General features: G+C 69.6%; 18 protein-coding genes. 8 read left to right on the top strand and 10 right to left on the bottom strand.

The genetic code is table 11. The features are described from left to right. Positions 1 to 33: 33 nt before the first annotated feature. Entirely contained in the window at positions 34 to 186 is a 153-nt protein-coding gene (locus A7D27_RS28245; RefSeq protein ID WP_165679747.1) for a hypothetical protein, read from the top strand. A gap of 76 nt (positions 187 to 262) precedes the next feature. Here A7D27_RS28245 and A7D27_RS02655 read toward each other — a convergent pair whose 3' ends face one another. Next, positions 263 to 1,141: a DMT family transporter gene (locus A7D27_RS02655; RefSeq protein WP_069564001.1), complete on the bottom strand. Its 879-nt coding sequence runs from the start codon at positions 1,139 to 1,141 to the stop codon at positions 263 to 265. A gap of 144 nt (positions 1,142 to 1,285) precedes the next feature. On the opposite strand from A7D27_RS02655, the gene A7D27_RS02650 reads away from it, so the two are divergent. Continuing rightward, complete coding sequence (locus tag A7D27_RS02650) at positions 1,286 to 2,104, top strand: AraC family transcriptional regulator (RefSeq protein WP_069564000.1); 819 nt, start codon at positions 1,286 to 1,288, stop codon at positions 2,102 to 2,104. Here the strand turns inward: A7D27_RS02650 and A7D27_RS02645 are convergent. Both A7D27_RS02645 and A7D27_RS02640 read right to left on the bottom strand, forming a co-directional pair. After that, entirely contained in the window at positions 2,101 to 2,418 is a 318-nt protein-coding gene (locus A7D27_RS02645) for a cupin (RefSeq protein ID WP_069563999.1), read from the bottom strand. The genes A7D27_RS02650 and A7D27_RS02645 overlap by 4 nt on opposite strands. Further along, entirely contained in the window at positions 2,415 to 3,320 is a 906-nt protein-coding gene (locus A7D27_RS02640; protein WP_069563998.1) for a DMT family transporter, read from the bottom strand. Before A7D27_RS02640 ends, A7D27_RS02645 begins: the two co-directional genes overlap by 4 nt. Before the next feature lie 148 nt (positions 3,321 to 3,468). Between A7D27_RS02640 and A7D27_RS02635 the strand changes: the two genes are divergently transcribed. The 4 genes from A7D27_RS02635 to A7D27_RS02620 all read left to right on the top strand — a co-directional run bounded on the left by A7D27_RS02635 (position 3,469) and on the right by A7D27_RS02620 (position 8,709). Continuing rightward, on the top strand, positions 3,469 to 4,341 hold the full coding sequence (locus tag A7D27_RS02635) for a helix-turn-helix domain-containing protein (RefSeq protein ID WP_069563997.1): 873 nt from the start codon (positions 3,469 to 3,471) through the stop codon (positions 4,339 to 4,341). A gap of 239 nt (positions 4,342 to 4,580) precedes the next feature. Further along, the gene (locus A7D27_RS02630) at positions 4,581 to 5,090 is read left to right on the top strand and encodes a sigma-70 family RNA polymerase sigma factor (RefSeq protein WP_069559404.1); all 510 of its coding nucleotides are present in this window, start codon (positions 4,581 to 4,583) and stop codon (positions 5,088 to 5,090) included. Continuing rightward, entirely contained in the window at positions 5,090 to 6,052 is a 963-nt protein-coding gene (locus tag A7D27_RS02625) for a FecR domain-containing protein (RefSeq protein ID WP_069563996.1), read from the top strand. The genes A7D27_RS02630 and A7D27_RS02625 overlap by 1 nt, the downstream gene beginning before the upstream one ends. 107 nt (positions 6,053 to 6,159) lie before the next feature. Then, the gene (locus A7D27_RS02620; RefSeq protein ID WP_256557143.1) at positions 6,160 to 8,709 is read left to right on the top strand and encodes a TonB-dependent receptor; all 2,550 of its coding nucleotides are present in this window, start codon (positions 6,160 to 6,162) and stop codon (positions 8,707 to 8,709) included. 603 nt (positions 8,710 to 9,312) lie between these two features. Here A7D27_RS02620 and A7D27_RS02615 read toward each other — a convergent pair. The 6 genes from A7D27_RS02615 to A7D27_RS02590 form a co-directional block, all read right to left on the bottom strand. Then, the gene (locus A7D27_RS02615; protein WP_069563995.1) at positions 9,313 to 9,636 is read right to left on the bottom strand and encodes a DUF3325 domain-containing protein; all 324 of its coding nucleotides are present in this window, start codon (positions 9,634 to 9,636) and stop codon (positions 9,313 to 9,315) included. After that, a complete protein-coding gene (locus A7D27_RS02610; protein ID WP_069563994.1) occupies positions 9,636 to 11,159 on the bottom strand; it encodes a PepSY domain-containing protein in 1,524 nt (507 codons plus the stop codon). The genes A7D27_RS02615 and A7D27_RS02610 overlap by 1 nt, the downstream gene beginning before the upstream one ends. Then, positions 11,156 to 11,452, bottom strand: coding sequence for a DUF3649 domain-containing protein (locus tag A7D27_RS02605; protein WP_069563993.1), 297 nt, complete (start codon positions 11,450 to 11,452; stop codon positions 11,156 to 11,158). Before A7D27_RS02605 ends, A7D27_RS02610 begins: the two co-directional genes overlap by 4 nt. A gap of 18 nt (positions 11,453 to 11,470) precedes the next feature. Further along, entirely contained in the window at positions 11,471 to 13,900 is a 2,430-nt protein-coding gene (locus A7D27_RS02600) for a TonB-dependent siderophore receptor (protein WP_069559409.1), read from the bottom strand. Between the two features lie 104 nt (positions 13,901 to 14,004). Then, positions 14,005 to 14,958, bottom strand: coding sequence for a FecR domain-containing protein (locus A7D27_RS02595; protein WP_069559410.1), 954 nt, complete (start codon positions 14,956 to 14,958; stop codon positions 14,005 to 14,007). Then, a complete protein-coding gene (locus tag A7D27_RS02590) occupies positions 14,955 to 15,449 on the bottom strand; it encodes a sigma-70 family RNA polymerase sigma factor (RefSeq protein ID WP_069559428.1) in 495 nt (164 codons plus the stop codon). Before A7D27_RS02590 ends, A7D27_RS02595 begins: the two co-directional genes overlap by 4 nt. Positions 15,450 to 15,675: 226 nt before the next feature. Here A7D27_RS02590 and A7D27_RS02585 point away from each other — a divergent pair, with 226 nt between their 5' ends. Continuing rightward, positions 15,676 to 16,002, top strand: a complete 327-nt coding sequence (locus tag A7D27_RS02585; protein ID WP_069559411.1) for a DUF3509 domain-containing protein — start codon at positions 15,676 to 15,678, stop codon at positions 16,000 to 16,002. Positions 16,003 to 16,004: 2 nt separating this feature from the next. On the opposite strand, the gene A7D27_RS02580 is transcribed toward A7D27_RS02585, so the two are convergent. Then, positions 16,005 to 16,496: a phosphate-starvation-inducible protein PsiE gene (locus tag A7D27_RS02580; RefSeq protein ID WP_069559412.1), complete on the bottom strand. Its 492-nt coding sequence runs from the start codon at positions 16,494 to 16,496 to the stop codon at positions 16,005 to 16,007. Positions 16,497 to 16,754: 258 nt separating this feature from the next. Between A7D27_RS02580 and A7D27_RS02575 the strand changes: the two genes are divergently transcribed. After that, a complete protein-coding gene (locus A7D27_RS02575) occupies positions 16,755 to 17,015 on the top strand; it encodes a YebG family protein (protein WP_069559413.1) in 261 nt (86 codons plus the stop codon). Positions 17,016 to 17,296: the final 281 nt, after the last annotated feature.

Genomic DNA, 17,296 nt, shown 5'->3' with positions numbered 1-17,296 from the left:
AGGCCGGTGGGGTCTCATGCATCCCAGTCAGTGATGCGGTTCGCCGAGCTCACCGCATCCTACGGCCCTGATCGGCTCGAAGACACCCGCCCGGCAATGAGCCCGTGCGAAGCGAAGAAGGCCGACAAAGCCAGCGGCCAGCGGCTGGCCGTACCGGGCAATGGCAAGACCAGCACCGAACCGTAGCCCGGACTTCAGTCCGGGAACACCCGGCACCGCTCCCGGGCTGAAGCCCGGGCTACGGAACTGGCAGCACGGAGGGCTAGCGGCTGGCCGTGCTGCGTGACGGCATGGCGAGCACCAGGATCGCCAGGACCACCGCCCCAATACCCAGCCCCTGGGACAGCCCCAGCGGCTCCCCCAGCAACACGGCCGCCAGCGCCACTGCCGTGAGCGGGGCCACCGCCGTGAAGGTGGCCGCCTCCCCGCCGCTGACCCGCGACAAGCCGGCGTACCAGAGCAGGAAGCCCGCCGCCGTCGGCACCCAGGCGTACCACGCCAGCGCCCCCAGGGATGCCGGCGCAGGCCAGGCCAGCGACCCCTCCAGCAAAGCCGCCGGCGCCGACACCAGCAGCCCGAGGAAGACCATAACCGTCGCCTGCTGCACCGCGCCCAGCGGCTGGCGCATGCGCTTGTTGAGCAGGATGAACGCGCTCTCGCACAGCACCGCGCCGAACACGCAGAGCATCCCGAACCCGCTGCTCGGCCCGCTGGCCTTCCAGGCCACCGCCATCACCCCCAGGGTCGCCAATGCCACGCTGACCACCTGCCGCAGCCCCGGCCGCTCCCCCAGCACCAGCACCGAGAACAGTGCGGACACCGCCGGCAAGGTGCCGATGATCACCCCCGCATCCGCCGCCGGCAGGTGGGCCAGGCCCATCACCAGCAGCACCGTGTAGCCCACGCTGCCGGCGGCGGCCTGGAGCACCAGCAACACGCGGTCCCCCGCCCCCAGGCGCGGCCACGCTGCACCCTGGCGCCGCAGCAGCCACAGCATCACCGGCAGGGCCAGGGCGAAGCGCAGTGCCGTGGCCTGGAACGGCGGCACGCTGCCCGCCAGGACCTTGGAAGCGATGACCGTCGAGCCCACCGTCATCATCGCCAGTGACAGCAGCAGATAGCCTTGCGCACGTCTCGACACCCCGACCTCCCGAATAGCCTCTCGCTGGATTGCGAGGCCCCATTCAGGCGCATCCGCCGCCTCGGTTCTTGAACGAAATTGATCTGCCGGGGCCCGTGCCCACCCTGGCTATACTGCGGCCTCGCACACGACCGGGAGCCGCACATGGCCGGCGGGACGCACACCGAAGCCTTCGACATCCAGCCCAGCCGCCTGGCCGGCGTGCTGGCCGTGGAGGCCACCTCGCGGCGCGCCTTCGGCCGTCACAGCCACGACGGCTTCGGCATCGGCGTCATCCTCCACGGCGCCCAGGACTCCGCCAGCGGCCGCGGCGAGGTACGCGCCGAACCGGGCAGCCTGATCTCGGTGAACCCCAACGAAGTGCACGACGGCCGCCCCGTGGCGGACGGCCCGCGCAGTTGGCGCATGCTGTATTTCGACAGCGCCCTGATCGCCCGCGCGACCGGGCTGCTCGACCAGAGCCCCGGCGTCGAGCTGGCCCACCCGGTGCTGCCCTGCAGCACCGCGCGGCAGGCCTTCCTCACCTTGCACGCGGCCCTCACCGGGCCGGCCGACGAGCCCTGGTGGGAAGTGGCCGAGCAGGAGCTGCTGCAGGTGCTGGGGGCGCTGCTGGAAGCACCTCGCGGCGCGCCACCGCGCCTGCCCACGGGCGCCGTGGCCCGGGCCATCCAGCGCCTGGACGAAGCGCCAGAGGCAGGGGTCAGCCTCGGCGAACTGGCGCGGGATGCCGGCGTCAGCCCCCATCATTTCCTGCGCGCCTTCAAGGCCGTCACCGCCCTGCCGCCCCACGCCTACCGCCTGCAACGCCAGTTGCAGAAGGCCCACCGCCAACTGCTGGCGGGGGAAGCACCGGTGCAGGCGGCACTGGCTTGCGGCTTCGCCGACCAGAGCCACCTCAACCGCCATTTCACCCGCGCCTACGGCTACACACCCGGTGTGCTGGCACGGGCGCTGCGCCGCTAGACGCTGCCCTCGCGCTCCACCACCAGAATGCGCGCCACCCCACGAGGGTGGGCCACATGCTCGCAACCCGGGCCGGCGTGGAACAGGTCGCCCACGCCCAGCAGCACGGCGTGCTCCTCGCCGCCCTCGCGGTAGCGCATCTCCACCTCGCCATCGAGCACCACGAAGACTTCGCTGCCGTCGTTGACGTGCCAGATGTACGGCTGGTCGGTCCAGTGCAGGCGCACCGTGGTGCCGTCGAGGTTGGCGATGTCCAGCGCGTCCCAGGCGCGCTCGGCGGTGAAGTCGCGGCCGCGGACCACGCGCTGGCTCATGCGCGGCTCCCCAGGGGCGCGGCGGCCACCGGCGCCTTGGGCTTGCGGAACACCAGCAGGTTGCCGGCCATCACCAGCACCAGGCCGAGCAGCGCCGGGGCGGTCCAGGCATAGCCTTCGGCGAAGGCCGAGATGTTCAGCGCCACCACCGGGAACAGCACTGTGCAGTAGGCCGCGCGCTCCGGCCCCATGCGCCCCACCAGGGTCAGGTAGGCGGTGAAGCCGATCACCGAGCCGGGGATCGCCAGGTACAGCAGCGAGCCGACGTAGCGAGTGTTCCATTCCATGGCGAAAGGCGTGCCGCTGGCCAGGCACCCCAGGGCCAGCAGCGAGGCGCCGTAGAACATGCCCCAGGCGTTGGTGGTCAGCGGCCGGTAGCCGGCCTTCTGCTGCAGGCTGGAGAGCATGTTGCCGGCGGAGAAGCACAGCGTGCCCAGCAGCGCCAGGCCGAGGCCCAGCCAGGTTTCGCGGCTGGCCTGGTGGCCGGCCAGCTCGGGCCAGAACAGCAGCGCCAGCCCGGCCAGGCCCAAGGCACCGCCGGCCAGCACGTTGGCGGCGATGCGCTGGCCGAAGAACACCCGCGCATTCAGCGCGTTCCACAAGGTGGCGGTGGAGAACACCACGGCGATCAGCCCGCTGGGGATCCACTGGCTGGCGCTGTAGAAGCACATGAAGTTGACGCAGAACAGGCAAAGCCCCTGGGCCAGGCAGATCATCTGCGCGCGGCCGTCGAGCTTCTGCAGGCGGCGGCTGAGCAACAGGATGGCGAACAGCACCCCGGCCGCCAGGGCGAAGCGGTAGGCGATGGACACGGGGATGGCCACCTCGCCCATCTGCAGCTTGATGGCGATCCAGGTGGTGCCCCAGATGAGCACGGTGAGCAGGTACAGCGAGAGGTTCATGGCGGTCTTCCGGGCGGTGCGTCGAGGGGTCAGTCTCCCGCGCAGCCCGTCGGCGGGCTTGCAAAAACTTGCGCTTATCCACCGCGCCCCGCTGCCTCGCACGCCACGCCCGCGCTAGCATGGCGTTCGTCCCACGGAGGCTATGTCCATGTCGCCACTGCTGCAGCATCAGGTTTTCCAGTCGATGGCCAGTTCGCCCAACGCCCGCCTGGAGCGTTGCACCGAGCTGGGCGACGGCCTGGCCGCCGCGCAGTGGAGCAACCACCACGACGCCCGCGACTACGAAGGGCCGAGCCACCACACCCTGTCCTGCTACCTGGCCGGCGGCACCGGCACCTTCCGCCGCGAGCGCCCCGACACCAAAGGCGCCCCAGGCAAGCTGTGCGTCATGCCGGCGGGGCACGACTCGTCCTGGGTGGTCAACGGCGAGATCCGCCTCGCCCACCTGTACATCCCGCCGGAGCAGTTCGCCCACGCCGCCGTCACCCTGCTGGACCGCGAACCCCGCGAGCTGGAGATGCGCGAAGCGACCTTCCTCGACGACCCCGAGCAGGTCCTGCGCTTCCAGCGCCTGGTCCAACTGGACTGGCACGAACCGGGCGAACGCCTGCTCACCACCAGCCTCGCCCACGAGATGCTCAACCACGCCCTGCTCACCCAGGTGGGGCTGCGCCAGGGCCCGCAGCTCAAGGGCGGCCTTGCCCCGGCCCTGCGCAAGCGGCTGATGGCCTACATCGAGGAACACCTCGCCGAGCCGTTGAGCCTGGGCGAACTGGCGGCCTTCTCGGCGCTCTCGGAGTACCACTTCGCGCGGATGTTCCGCGAAAGCTTCGGCCTGCCGCCGCACCAGTACGTCCTCGCCCGCCGCCTGGCCCACGCCCGCCACCTGCTGGCCCACACCACCCTGCCCCTGGGCGAGGTCGCCCTCGCCTGCGGCTTCTCCAGCGCCAGCCACTTCAGCAACCGCTTCCGCCGCGCGCTCGGCGGCACACCGGGCGAATACCGCGCGGCCATGAGCTGAATCCCCGTAGCCCGGGCTTCAGCCCGGGAGCGGCCTCCCCCGGCAACCCCGGACTGAAGTCCGGGCTACAACGGCAAGCGCTATCGCGGTTGAAACCGCTCCCACGCGGGCTCCGCGACACCCTCTGGAAGGATGGGGTTTACCGCCGATGACCCCGCGCATTGCGCAAGGCCCCTCGGCACAAATAGAATGCGAAGCATTCCTATTTAATCCCTTTCCGAACCTTCCCGGAGCCCTCCTTGACCCACAGCCCGGCAGCCCCCGAGCAGGCGTTGCACAAGCTCTACAGGGACCACAACGGCTGGCTCCGGCACTGGCTGCAGCGCAAGCTCGGCTGCCCGCAGAGTGCCGCCGACCTGGCCCAGGACACCTTCCTCAAGGTGCTGCTGGGGCGCGAGGCGCACCGCATCCTCGAACCCCGGGCCTTCCTCACCACCCTCGCCAAGCGCGTGCTGGCCAACCACTACCGCCGCCAGGACATCGAGCGCGCCTACCTGCTGGCCCTCGCCGCGCTGCCGGAGGACGAGGCCCCCAGCGAGGAGGCCCGCGCCATCATCCTGGAGACCCTGGTGGAGCTGGACCGCCTGCTCGACGGCCTGCCGCCCCAGGCCAAGAAGGTCTTCCTGCTGGCCCAGGTGGACGGCTGCACCTACGCCGAGATCGCCGAACAGCTCGGCCTCTCCCTCTCCAGCGTCAAGCGCTACATGGCCAAGGCCGCCGAGCGCTGCTACTTCGCGGAGTGCCTCTGATGGCCCTGCGCAAGAGCGGCGAGCCGCGCATCGCCCCCGCCGTCGCCGCCCAGGCGGTGCAGTGGCTGGTGGAGCTGCAGGACGGCACGCCGTCGCGCCAGCGCGAGGAGGACTGGCAACGCTGGCGCGCCGCCGACCCGGAGCACGAGCGCGCCTGGCAGCGCATCGAATCGGTCAACCAGGGCCTGCGCGGGTTGAACACGCCAACTGCCCTTGCCGCCCTGGATGCCCCCACCTCGCGCGGCCGTCGCGACGCCCTGAAGCTGCTCACCCTGCTGGTGATCGCCGGTGGCGGCGCCCTGGCGGTGCGGGACAGCGAGCCGCTGCTGGCCCTGCGCGCCGACCAGAGCACCGCCGTGGGCGAGCGCCGCCACCTGACCCTGGACGATGGCTCGACCCTGTCGCTGAACACCGACAGCGCGCTGGACATCCGCTTCGACGCCCGCCAGCGCCTGCTGCACCTGCGCCAGGGCGAGATGCTGGTAGACGCGGTGGACGAGGCACGCCCGCTGCGGGTGGAAACGCCCCAGGGGCTGGTCCTGCTCAACGGCGGTCGCCTCGCCGTGCGCCTGCAGGACAGCCGCAGCCAGGTCAGCCTGTTCGCCGGCGATGCCCAGGTGTTCAGCCACGGCCAGCGCCTGGTGCTGCACCCCGGCCAGCGCCTGGACCTGGACGCCCTTGGCAGCGGGGCGGCCCAGGCGGTGGACGAGAACAGCGTGGCCTGGATCAACGGCATGCTGGTGGCCAGTGCCATGCGCCTGGGCGACTTCCTCGCCGAACTCGGCCGCTACCGCCACGGGCGCATCGGCTGCGACCCGGCCATCGCCGACCTGCGCCTGTCCGGCACCTACCCGCTGGACCACACCGACCGCATCCTCGCCCTGCTGCCGCGCACCCTGCCGGTGGAGGTGCGCAGCGTCACCCGCTACTGGATCAGCGTGCACCCCAGGGCCGCCTCCTGAGCCGCGCATCGGCCCTGTGAAAAAATTTCCACCGACCTGAACCTTTTTCCCGGCCTCGCGTGACAGGGAAGGCAGAACCCCCTTTCCCTCTCTCGACGAGTGCCACCATGAACGCCGACCCGCCCCCCCGCCGCTTCACCCGCACGCCCCTGGCCCGCGCCCTGCAACCGCTGCTGCTGGGCCTGAGCCTGGCCGCCACCGGGCTGCCCGCCGTCGCCAGCGCCCAGGAGGCGGTGATCGGTGCCGACCAGCGCCAGGCCTTCGACATCCCGGCCGGCGCCCTGGAGCCCGCGCTCAACCGCTTCGGCCGCGAAGCCGGCGTGCTGCTGGCCTTCAGCCCGGAAATGACCCAGGGCCGCAGCACCCAGGGCCTGAAGGGCGAGTTCGGCGTGGCAGAGGGCCTCGACCACCTGCTCGCCGGCAGCGGCCTGCGTGCCGAAGCCGGCGACGGTGGCTTCAGCCTGCGCAATGCCGACGACAGCCTGGCCCTGGAGATCGACCGCCAGGTGGTGATCGGCTCCCGCGCGCCGGTGAGCATCAGCGAGCTGCCGGGCACGGTGTGGGTGATCGACAGCCACCAGTTGCAGGAGCAGACCAAGGGCGGCGTGCCCCTCAAGGAAGCCCTCGGGCAACTGATCCCGGGCCTGGACATCGGCCCCCAGGGCCGCACCAACTACGGCCAGAACATGCGCGGCCGCAGCGCCCTGGTGATGATCGACGGCGTGTCGCTGAACAGCTCCCGGGGCATCAGCCGCCAGTTCGACTCCATCGACCCGTTCAACATCGAGCGCATCGAAGTGCTCTCCGGCGCCAGTGCCGTGTACGGCGGCGGCGCCACCGGCGGCATCATCAACATCGTCACCAAGCGCGCCGAGGCGGGCGAGGCGCGCTTCACCAGCGAAATCGGCGTGCGCAGCGGCTTCGAGACCCACCAGGACCACGACTGGCGCGTGGCCCAGTCGGTCAGCGGCGGCAGCGAGCGGGTCAAGGGCCGCGTCTCGGTGGCCTACCAGAAGAACGGCGCCGCCTACGACGGCAACGGCGACCAGGTGATGCTCGACATCACCCAGACCGACCTGCAGTACAACCAGGCGGTGGACGTGATGGGCAGCCTGGACTTCGCCTTCGCCAACGGCCAGACCCTGAACCTGGGCATGCAGTGGTTCGACTCCGGCTACGACGGCAAGAAGGGCGTGAACCTGGGGCGCAACTTCCAGGGCCTGCGCGGCCAGACGCCCTTCGAAGTGGAAGGCGGCGCCAGCTTCGACCGCGAACCGCACACCGAGCGCCAGCAGTTCAACGCCACCTGGCACGTGCCGGAGGTGCTGGGCCACGACTTCTACCTGCAGGCCTACTACCGCAGCGAGGAGATGGCCTTCCAGCCCTACCCCTCCATCACCTTCACCAACGGCGCCATCGACACCAACCGCTCCTACTACTCCGCCTCGCAGCAGGACACCGACTACTTCGGCCTCAAGTCCGTGCTGGTCAAGGAATGGGACCGCGTCAGCCTGAGCTACGGCGCCGACTTCGAGTGGGAGAGCTTCGATTCCGACCAGGCGCTGTTCAACCTCAACACCGCCGCCAACACCGGCGGGCTGGTGGCCGACGAGTACGCCCGCGTCGGCCGCTACCCGGGCATCGACACCGACAGCAAGTCGCTGTTCGCCCAGGCCAGCTGGAAGGCCACCGACGACCTGACCCTGTCCGCCGGCGTGCGCCACCAGCGCATCGGCAACGACGTCGGCTCCTTCGTCGCCGCCGCCCAGCAGGTGCAGATCAGCAAGGGCAACGGCACCAGCGCCGACGCCGACGCCGTGCCCGGCGGCTCGAAGGACTACCAGGTGGACCTCTACAACGCCGGCGCCGTCTACAAGCTGAGCAAGGCGCAGCAGGTCTGGGCCAACTACTCCGAGGGCTTCGAGTTGCCCGACCCGGCCAAGTACTACGGCCAGGGCAGCTACACCCGGGTGGGCAACCACTGGAGCCTGGGCCGCCACGTCAACGTCGAGGACTCCGCCCTGGACGGCATCAAGACCAAGCAGGTGGAACTCGGCTGGCGCCATTACGCCGATGGCCTGGACGCCCAACTGGCGGCCTTCTACGCCTGGTCGGACAAGAGCATCACCTACAACCGCAGCACCCTGCTGGTGGAGCAGCTGAGCAACAAGAAGCGCAACTACGGCCTCGAAGGCCAGGTCACCTACTGGCTGGACGACAACTGGCAGATCGGCGCCAGCGCCCTGGCCATCCGCTCCCAGCAGAAGATCGCGGACCGTTGGCAGAAGCAGGACGTCACCGCCGCCAGCCCGTCGAAGCTCACCGCCTTCGCCGGCTGGCAGAACGGCGAGACCAGCCTGCGCCTGCAGGCCGTGCGCAGCTTCAACCTCAGCGACGACGGCAACGTCCTGGCCAATGGCACCTTCGACGGCAACGACCACAGGATCGACGGCTACACCACCTTCGATCTGCTGGGCAGCCAGGCCCTGCCGGTGGGCACGCTGAACTTCGGCATCCAGAACCTGCTGGACAAGGACTACACCACCGTCTGGGGCCAGCGCGCACAGGTGTTCTACGGCACCGCCGCCACCGCCGACCTGTTCGACTACCACGGCCGTGGCCGCACCTACAGCCTGAGCTACAGCGTCGAGTTCTGAGCCGCCTGGCCCCGTCCCCGGGCTGAAGCCCGGGCTACATCGCCCCTCGGTGCACAGGGTGGACCGCGCTTCATCGGTCCACCCTGTGGGCTCACGGCGAACGCCCTTGGTGGATGGAAAGAGCGCCATTCACCCTACGCCCCGGGACGCGATGTGCCGGGCGTGGGCGGATTCATTCGCGATGGATGTGGCACGGAGATTTCGCGGTTGAAACCGCCCCGGGGAAAGCCGTACCGGGGCCGCAGGGTGGGCCGGGCGGCGTTCCGCTTCAGCTCACCGCCGGAGCCGCCGGCCACACAGCACCGTAGCCCGGGCTTCAGCCCGGGAGCGGACCCCCGGCAACCCCGGAATGAAGTCCGGGCTACGGCTGCAAACGCCATCGCGGTTGAAACCGCCCCGGGGAAAGCCGTACCAGGGCCGCAGGGTGGGCCGGGCGGCGTTCCGCTTCAGCCCACCGCCGGAGCCGCCGGCAACACCGTTGATGGATGGAAAGAGCGCCATTCACCCTGCGCAGCGACAACCTCTGCGTGGGCCAAGCATCTGCCCACCGCGCCATCCCTGCAGGGGCGACTTCAGTCGCCCGGCGGGCCGCAGGCCCGCCCATCAAAGCAGCGCCAGCCCCCCACTCCCCAACGGCAGCAGGACGGCTGCTGGTAGCACCCAACGACCGCGCCAGGCCAGCAGGGCCACCACCAGCAGGCCGGCGAGCATCACCTGGCAGAGCCAGAGGATGGTGCCGATCTCGCCGCCCTGGTCACTCACCGCCAGCACCAGGCCGACGCCGAAAGCGAGCACCGCGACGCCGCGCAGCAGGCGCGCCCGTGCCTGGGACAGCGTCCCCTGGAACAGCGCCTTGTGGTGGCGGGCCATGGCCAGGCTCAGCGCCGTCATGGCCAGGTAGCAGAACGCGAATCCGAGCAGCAGCATCAGGCGCCCTCCTCTGCCAGTTGGCGGCGCACGCTGGGGGCGGGCACGGCACGGGGTTGCGAGCGGCGCCAGGCCAGCGCCGCGCAGAGCAGCCCGCAGCCGAGCAGGCTCAGGTCGATGCCCGCCAGCGCCCAGTCGCCACGGCCGACGCTGGCCAGCAGGCTGGCCTGGTCACCGGTGAAGGCATTGAGCAGCGGCAGCCCTAGGGCCAGCAGGGCGAAGACGGCGAGCAGGTCGCGCGCCACCCGGCCGCTGTTGCGTCGCAGCACCGCCCAGGCCGCTACCAGCAGCCAGGCACCGACGAAGACGCAGGCTTCCGCGCTGGCACGCTCGGCCAGGTCGGCAGGAATCAGGCGATTGCCGCAGAGCAGCGCCAGGCTGGCGATGGGCAGGCCGCCGATCACCGCACCGTTCAGCGCACGCACCAGGCCGATGCCCCGGCTGCCGCGTGCCTCGCGCTTGGCCAGCCACACCTGCAGGCCGCCCACCACCATGGCGCAGCCCATCAGCCCCAGGAGCAGGTACAGGGCGCGGACGATCTGCCCGCCGAACTGGGCCATGTGCAGGTTGCTGAGCCAGGTGTAGCTGCGATAACCCGCCAGATAGGGCTTCTGCTCGTGCAGCAGCTCGCCGCTGCCGGCGTCGTAGGAGAGGGTCCACTGGAAACCCGCAACCCGCCGTGCATCGCTGCGGCGGATGTCCACCACGGCGGCCTCGTCAGCGGGGTGGTGGACGCTGATCCAGCCCGGCTCGCCACCGCCCCAGCGCTGTCGCGCATCCGCCAGCAGGCCATCGAGGGATACCGGCGGCGGGGCGGGGCGCTGCACCGCTTCGCGTTCGTAGCGGCCCAGCACGTCACCGAAGAAGGCCTTGGCGTCGCCGCCATAGGCACGCTGGATACCGGCCGGCATGTAGTAGACGACGAAGATGACCAGCCCGGTGTAGGCGATCAGCAGGTGGAACGGCAGCCCGAGCACGCCGAACAGGTTGTGGGCGTCGAGCCAGGCGCGCTGGCCGTTGGCCTTGGGCCGCAGGGTGAAGAAGTCCTTGAAGAAGCGCCGGTGGATGATGATGCCGCTGACCAGCGCCACCAGCATGAACAGGCCGGCCAGGCCGACGATGTACAGCCCGACCATGCCGGCGTGGAGATCGTAGTGCAGGGTGAACCAGAAGCGACCGCCGAGGGTGTCCGGCAGCACCTCGCCCGTGGCCGGGTCGAGGGCGAAGCGGCGGATCTCGCTTTCGTCCGCCGGCTCGTAGCCGGCCCACCAGAACGGCTCGCGCTCGCTCGGCGGGCGCATCCAGATGGCATGGGCATCAGGGGCCTGGGCCAGCAGCAGTTCGCGCACCCGGTCGAGGGAGAGCGCCTGTTCGCCCGGCGCCTGCAGGGTGGGGCGCATCCAGCGCTCCAGCTCCTTGTCGAAGCAGGCGAGGCTGCCGCCGAAGAGGATGACGAACAGCAGCCAGGACGGCAGCAGGCCGCCCCAGGTGTGCAGGCCGGCCATGGATTGTCGCAGGCTCATGGGCGCACTCCGTAGTCACCGGGCAGGTAGGCCGCGAGGGCCAGCAGCAGGGCCAGACCCGCCAGCACCAACCAGGCACGCCAGGCCGAGCGGGCACCAAAGGCATAGAGGATCGCCGCCGTGTACACCGCGAAGCAGCCCAGGCTGGCGAAGGTGACACGGTCGGCACGGGCCAGCGGCAGGTGGACGGTGAGGAAGGCGGTGGCCAGGTAGGCCACCGCGTATCCACCGACCACTGCCGCCAGCACGCGCGAGGCGACGGCCCGGCGCGTGGAGGAGGTGGCGTTGCTCACGTCGTTCCTTTAATGGGGTTACCAGTTGTAGGTGGCGCTGGCGGTCAGGGTGCGACCGTAGCCGTAGTAGCAGGCCTGGGCGTCGCAGGAGCTGGCGTATTCCTTGTCCGCGAGGTTGCTGGCGTTGAGGGCCAGGCGCAGGCCGTCGAGCTGGTAGTGGATGCTGGCGTCGAACAGGGTGTAGCCACCGGTTTCCACTTCGAGCACGCGGGGGCCGTACAGCCCGAAGAAGGGGTTCTGCCCGGTGAAGGAGGTCTCGCCGATGTAGCGTGCGCCCCCCCCGACGCCGAAGCCCGCCAGGGGGCCGCCCTGGAGGGTGTAGTCCAGCCACAGGCCGGCCTGCTCGCGGGGCACGAATTGCAGGCGCGCGCCCTCTTCCCAGGCGTTGACGCTCTTCTGGATGCGCGCATTGGTGCGGCTGTAGCTGGCGGTCAGGTCGAGGCCGTCGGCCAGGTTGGCCAGGGCCTCGATCTCCAGGCCCTTGCTGCGCACCTCGCCGACCTGGCGACGCTCGTTGGGGTTGTTGGGGTTGGTGCTGACGACGTTCTGCTTGGTGATGTCGAACAGCGCCAGGCTGACGAAGCTGCGGGCGCCCTGGGGCTGGAACTTGATGCCCACCTCGTACTGCTTGCCGGTTTCCGGGTCGAAGGGCCGGCCGCTGAGCGGGTCGCTGGAGGTGCTGGGGTTGAAGGATTCGCTGTAGCTGACATAGGGCGCCAGGCCGTTGTCGGCGACGTAGACCAGGCCGACACGGCCTGTGAAGGCTTCGTCGTCACGGCTGGTGCGCGAGCCGTTGAGGTGGCTCTCGGTCTCGCTGCGGGCGAGGTCGTAGCGCCCCCCCAGCAGCAGGTGCCAGTGGTCGTCGAAGGCGATCTGGTCCTGGGCGTAGAAACCGGTCTGGCGCCGGGTGATGTCGTTGTCGGCATCCTTGGCCGGCCACGGCACCGTCTGGCCATACACCGGGTTGAGCAGGTTCAGGCTGGGGGCGCTGCCGAAGCGGCTGATCTCGTGGGCCGAGACGCGGCGCCAGTCCAGGCCCATCAGCAGGGTATGGGCCAGCGGGCCGGTGTCGAAGTTCACCTGGGCCTGGTTGTCTACCGTCCAGCCGTCGAACTGCTCGTCCTTGTCGTTGGCGGTGCGCGACAGGGTGGTGCCGGCGAAGGAGACGCCGCTGGTGTTGAGGTAGCGGTAGTCGAAGTTCATCCGCTCGTAGCGCAGGTTCTGCCGCAGGGTCCAACTGTCGTTCAGGCGATGGGACAGCTCGTAGCCGAAGGAGGTGTAGGCGCGGTAGAAGCGGTTGAAGCCCGGTTCCCCCTCGTAGAAGTCGTCGTCGCGGTTGGCCGGCAGGCGGAAGGCGCTCATCAGCACCGGGGAGAAGCGACGGCTGAAGGCGAAGTCGCCCTCGTCCTTCTGGTACATGCCGAACAGCGTCAGCTCGGTGTCGTCGCTGGGGCGCCAGGTGAGGGTCGGGGCCAGGGCCTGGCGCTGGTTGCCGGTCTTGTCCACCTGGCCATTGGCGTCATTGCCGAGGAAGGTGACGCGGTAGAGCAGTTGGCCCTGGTCATCGAGGGGGCCGCCGAAATCCCCGGCCAGTTCGCCCAGGTCATCACTGCCGGCGCGCACGCGCACTTCGTGCAGCGGGGTGTCCGGGGCGCGCTTGCTCACCAGGTTGACGATGCCGCCGGGCTCGCTCTGGCCATAGAGCACCGAAGCCGGGCCGCGCAGCACTTCCACGCGCTCCAGCAGGTAGGCGTCCGGGCGGGCCAGGCCGTAGGTGCTGCGGTTGAGCATCAGGCCATCACGGTAGGTGGAGCCCTTGGCGTCGAAGCCGCGCAGGCTCATCCAGTCGTAGCGCGGGTCGTAGCCGTAGGGGGTGCTGACGCTGGGGCTGTAGCGCAGGGCCTCCTCCACCGTGGCGACGCCGCGGGCCTGCATCTGCTCGCGGCTGATCACGGTGATGGACTGTGGGGTTTCGAGGATCGAGGCGTCGGTCTTGGTGCCGCTGCGGGTGCGTTTGGCCACATAGCCGCCCACCGGGCCGACGGCGGTGTCGCCCACCGGGCTGCCGGTGATGTTCAGGCTGTCCAGCTCCAGTTGCCCGTCGCCGGACGGGGCCGGCTCCAGGCGATAGCCGCCATCGGCCATCTGGTGGGCACGCAGGCCGGAGCCAGCCAGCAGTTGGGCGAAGCCCTGCTCCACCGGATAGCGCCCCTGCAGGCCAGAACTGCGCCGGCCTGCGGTCAGCGCCGGATCGAAGCTCAGCAGTACGCCGGCCTGGCGGGCGAAGGCATTGAGGGCGCTGTCCAGCGAACCGGCGGGGACCCGGTACTCCTGGGCGACCGGGGCAGCGAGCGCCAGGGTGGGCAATGCCGCCAGCGGCAGGCTGAGGCTGAGCAGGGCCGCGCGCACGGCGCGGGCAAGGGATTCCGGGGAACGTTGAACGGCCATGTTGGGTCCTTCGAAGCCATGAAGAATGGGGATGCGAAGGGAGGCCGAACGAGTTCGGAAAACCTGCAGAACTTCATGAGAATTATTTTCAGCCAGCCAGGCACTCAGGCGCTGGCAGGGGCCAGGGTCACCCACCAGCGGGTGCGGTACACCACCTGGACCGGCAAGGTGCGGGCCACGGCAGCCAGGGCACGCTCGCTGTCGTCCAGGGGAAACACCCCGGAGATGCGCAACCCGGCCACCGCCGGGTCGCAGCGCAGCACGCCGTGGCGCTGGCGGTCGAATTCGGCGACGAACTCGTCCAGGCGCATGTCGCTGGCCACCAGTACGCCGTCCAGCCAACCGGCGCGGTCCGCCTCGGCACGTTGGGGATCGGCCATGCCGTGGGCGTCGAACTGGCTCTGCCAGCCCGCCTTCAGGACCCGGGCAGCGCCTTCGCGGGGGCTGACTTCGACCGCGCCGGCGTATACGGCGAGCTGGATGCGGTCCGGCCGCTGGCGCACCAGGAACCGGGTGCCCAGGGCCCGCAGCAGGCCGGCGCCGGTATCCACCAGGAACGGACGGCGGGAGGGGTCGGTGGCGGTCTCGACGAGGATCTCGCCCTGGTACAGGCGCAGCAGGCGACGGTCGGCGTCGTAGTCGATGTCCACGGCGCTGCCGGCGTTCAGGTGCAGCCGGCCACCATCCGGCAGGCCCACGGAACGGCGCTCGCCGGTGCCGGTGCGCAGGTTGGCCAGCCAGGGCTGGAAGGCGGACGGCCCCTGCACGCCCAGCACGCCGGCGCCACCAGCGGCCAGCAGGATCGCCAGGGCCTTGAGCGCCCGACGGCGCTGCGGGTCATGCCGGGCGCCCTCCAGCGCGGCGTGGCCGAGGGCTGCGGGGATGCCGGCGAAGCGCCCACCCAGGGCCTCCAGCCGCTGCCAGGCCAGCTCATGCTCGGGATGCGCGCTCCGCCACTGCTGGCAGGCCGTGAAGGCTTCGGCCGCACAGGTACCGGAAGCCAGGCGCACGCGCCAGGCGATGGCCTGCTCCACCACCTGGGGGTCGAGTGCGCTCATGAATAGACCGCCTTGTAGCAATGGGTCAGGGCCTGGGTCATGTACTGCTGGATGGAACTCACCGACAGCCCCAGGCGCGCGGCGATCTGCGGGTAGGTCAGGCCATCGAGCTGGGACAGCAGGAAGGCTTCGCGCACGCGGGGCTTGAGGCCATCCAGCAGGCGGTCGATCTCCAGCAGGGTTTCCAGGATCAGCTCGCGGGACTCGGGCGAAGGCGCCTCATGCTCGGGCAGGCTGGCCAGTGCCTCCAGGTAGGCGCGCTCCAGGCTGGCGCGGCGGTAATGGTCCACCAGCAGGCCCCGGGCGATGGTGGCGAGGAACGCGCGCGGTTCACGGACCTCGCGGGGCTCGCGCTGTTGCAGCACCCGCACGAAGGTGTCCTGGGCCAGGTCGGCGGCGTTGTGCGGACAGCCGAGGCGTTGCCGCAGCCAGCCCAGCAGCCAACTGTGATGACCGCGATAGAGCTCGGTGATGGGGGAGGTAGGTTGCAGCGACACGGCTGGCCTCGGCGGGCGTCCAACGCAAATGCGAAATAATTGCAGTTGCGAATGCTGTCACGCCGCCCTTCCCCAGCGCAAGTGCCGCCGGGCCGCGCGACCCGAGGTTTGCCGTTTGCGGCAGGCGGGGCGAAACCGACGTTCCATTCGTCCAATCGGTTCGAACTTTGCAACGGCCACCCCAGTCAATCGATCCAGTGCATCAACCAGGTGGCTCACCATGTACAACCCCTTCCAGATCCTGACCGACGCCTTCCAGGCCGATTACCGGGTCAACCTCAGCCTGGAACGGCTCGACGGCAACATCATGCTGACCCTCGCCGACGACAAGGGCGTGGTGGCACGGCGGATGATCAGCCCCGCCCAGCGCAACGACCCGAAGCGCCTTGCGCGGGTGATCGAGAGCATCCGCTTCGGCATCGCCATCGAAAAAGGCGGCAACGTCAGCGAAATGCTCACCGCCATGACCAGCGGCAAGCCCCTGCCAGCACAGGCCCACTCACCGGTGGGCGGCACCGGCAGCAGCAGCCTGGGGGCGGGTTACTGAGGTCAGGACTCGTCGTCCACGGTCCGCGAATCCAGCAACTTGCGGCGCGGGTGGGTGGTTTCGCTGGCCACCGCCGGGAAGCGCGACGAGGCGTAGCGCACCACCAGGATCGACAGCGCCAGCAGCAGGATCGCACCGCAGACGTACACCAGGCTCTCGTCCGGCCGGTTGTGGTGCGAAACGTCGGAGATCAGCAGGCGCGTCAGCGCCGTGATGGCCACGTAGATCAGGAAACGCACCGGCATGTGGTTGGTCTTGAAGTAGATCCCCACCATCGCCCCCAGCTCCAGGTAGATGAACAGCAGCAGGATGTCATCCACCGTGATGTGCCCCTTCTCCACCATCCCCAGGAACGCCACCACCGCCGCCCAGGCGGTGATCCCGCCGATGGCGAACAGCGCCAGGTAGTGGAACGCCTCCACCAGCAGGTTGCCCAGCGACTCGGCCAGCCCGTGCATGTTCTCCCGCAAGGTTTCCGCCCATTTGATCTTCACGTCTTTACTCCCCGGTACGTCTGGTTGGCCTAGCGTGGCACCTGTGCATGACGATTCGTCCATGCACGAGCGAGGCCACGGCAGCGGATGAGATGCCAAGGTGCGACGTTGCGCCACGGGACAGGATGTCGCAGGTCGACAAGCACGAAGCCGAAGGCTGGGCTATGAAAAGAAATCGTTGACGAAAGGTAACGCCCCAAATACTGTACGCGCATACAGTATTCCCATATTGACGCTTGCAAAGGTGAGAGGTGATGAATGGCCGTCGAAGTGGTGTACCGCAGCAGCCGCGATCCGGAGCGCCTGTTCATGGATAAGGCCGAAGCGGATCGTTACGACAAGATGCTGGAGCTGGCCGAGTCCCTGGCCGGCGTGCTGCACAAGGCCGTGCCCTCCCTCAGCGAGCAGCAGGTCGAAGACCTCGGCATCTACATGGCCCGCAACCGCGACATCTTCGCCCGCGCCTTCAAGAACCAACCCGACGCCCTGGCCGAACTGGAGTCCGCCGAGGCGCAGTGACCGATTCCCCCGCTTGCAGGCGATGCCCGTCCTGCACCGAGCCCGCTGCCCCGGCGGGCTTTTTTTATTTCGCGCCGGCACCTTGCGCCGTTTGTTCAAGCCCCGGTGACCGCCTGCCGCCACGCTGGAAGCCCCTCGTCCAAGGAGCTTCCGCCATGCGATTCCTGCTTGCCCGCCTCTACGCCCCCGGTTTTCTCTTCGGCTTCCTCGCCCTGGCAATCACCTTGCAGTTGCCGAGCACCGCGTGGGCTAAAGCCCACCCTACGGGATGGTGTGCAGTG

Origin of the sequence: Pseudomonas sp. 1D4 (genome assembly GCF_001728925.1) — a bacterium.
GTDB classification, from domain to species: Bacteria; Pseudomonadota; Gammaproteobacteria; order Pseudomonadales; family Pseudomonadaceae; genus Metapseudomonas; species Metapseudomonas otitidis.
Note: the sequence above shows the minus strand (reverse complement) of the source record. Positions and strands in the feature narration are given on the sequence as shown.

Bases quoted from the DNA above. Each gene is read 5' to 3' on its own strand.
- A7D27_RS28245 (WP_165679747.1), top strand. From the start codon at position 34: ATGCGGTTCGCCGAGCTCACCGCATCCTACGGCCCTGATCGGCTCGAA.
- A7D27_RS02595 (WP_069559410.1), bottom strand. From the start codon at position 14,958: ATGAGCGCACTCGACCCCCAGGTGGTGGAGCAGGCCATCGCCTGGCGC.
- A7D27_RS02600 (WP_069559409.1), bottom strand. From the start codon at position 13,900: ATGGCCGTTCAACGTTCCCCGGAATCCCTTGCCCGCGCCGTGCGCGCG.
- A7D27_RS02645 (WP_069563999.1), bottom strand. From the start codon at position 2,418: ATGAGCCAGCGCGTGGTCCGCGGCCGCGACTTCACCGCCGAGCGCGCC.
- A7D27_RS02610 (WP_069563994.1), bottom strand. From the start codon at position 11,159: ATGAGCCTGCGACAATCCATGGCCGGCCTGCACACCTGGGGCGGCCTG.
- A7D27_RS02650 (WP_069564000.1), top strand. From the start codon at position 1,286: ATGGCCGGCGGGACGCACACCGAAGCCTTCGACATCCAGCCCAGCCGC.
- A7D27_RS02575 (WP_069559413.1), top strand. From the start codon at position 16,755: ATGGCCGTCGAAGTGGTGTACCGCAGCAGCCGCGATCCGGAGCGCCTG.
- A7D27_RS02585 (WP_069559411.1), top strand. From the start codon at position 15,676: ATGTACAACCCCTTCCAGATCCTGACCGACGCCTTCCAGGCCGATTAC.
- A7D27_RS02620 (WP_256557143.1), top strand. From the start codon at position 6,160: ATGAACGCCGACCCGCCCCCCCGCCGCTTCACCCGCACGCCCCTGGCC.
- A7D27_RS02615 (WP_069563995.1), bottom strand. From the start codon at position 9,636: ATGCTGCTGCTCGGATTCGCGTTCTGCTACCTGGCCATGACGGCGCTG.
- A7D27_RS02625 (WP_069563996.1), top strand. From the start codon at position 5,090: ATGGCCCTGCGCAAGAGCGGCGAGCCGCGCATCGCCCCCGCCGTCGCC.
- A7D27_RS02640 (WP_069563998.1), bottom strand. From the start codon at position 3,320: ATGAACCTCTCGCTGTACCTGCTCACCGTGCTCATCTGGGGCACCACC.
- A7D27_RS02635 (WP_069563997.1), top strand. From the start codon at position 3,469: ATGTCGCCACTGCTGCAGCATCAGGTTTTCCAGTCGATGGCCAGTTCG.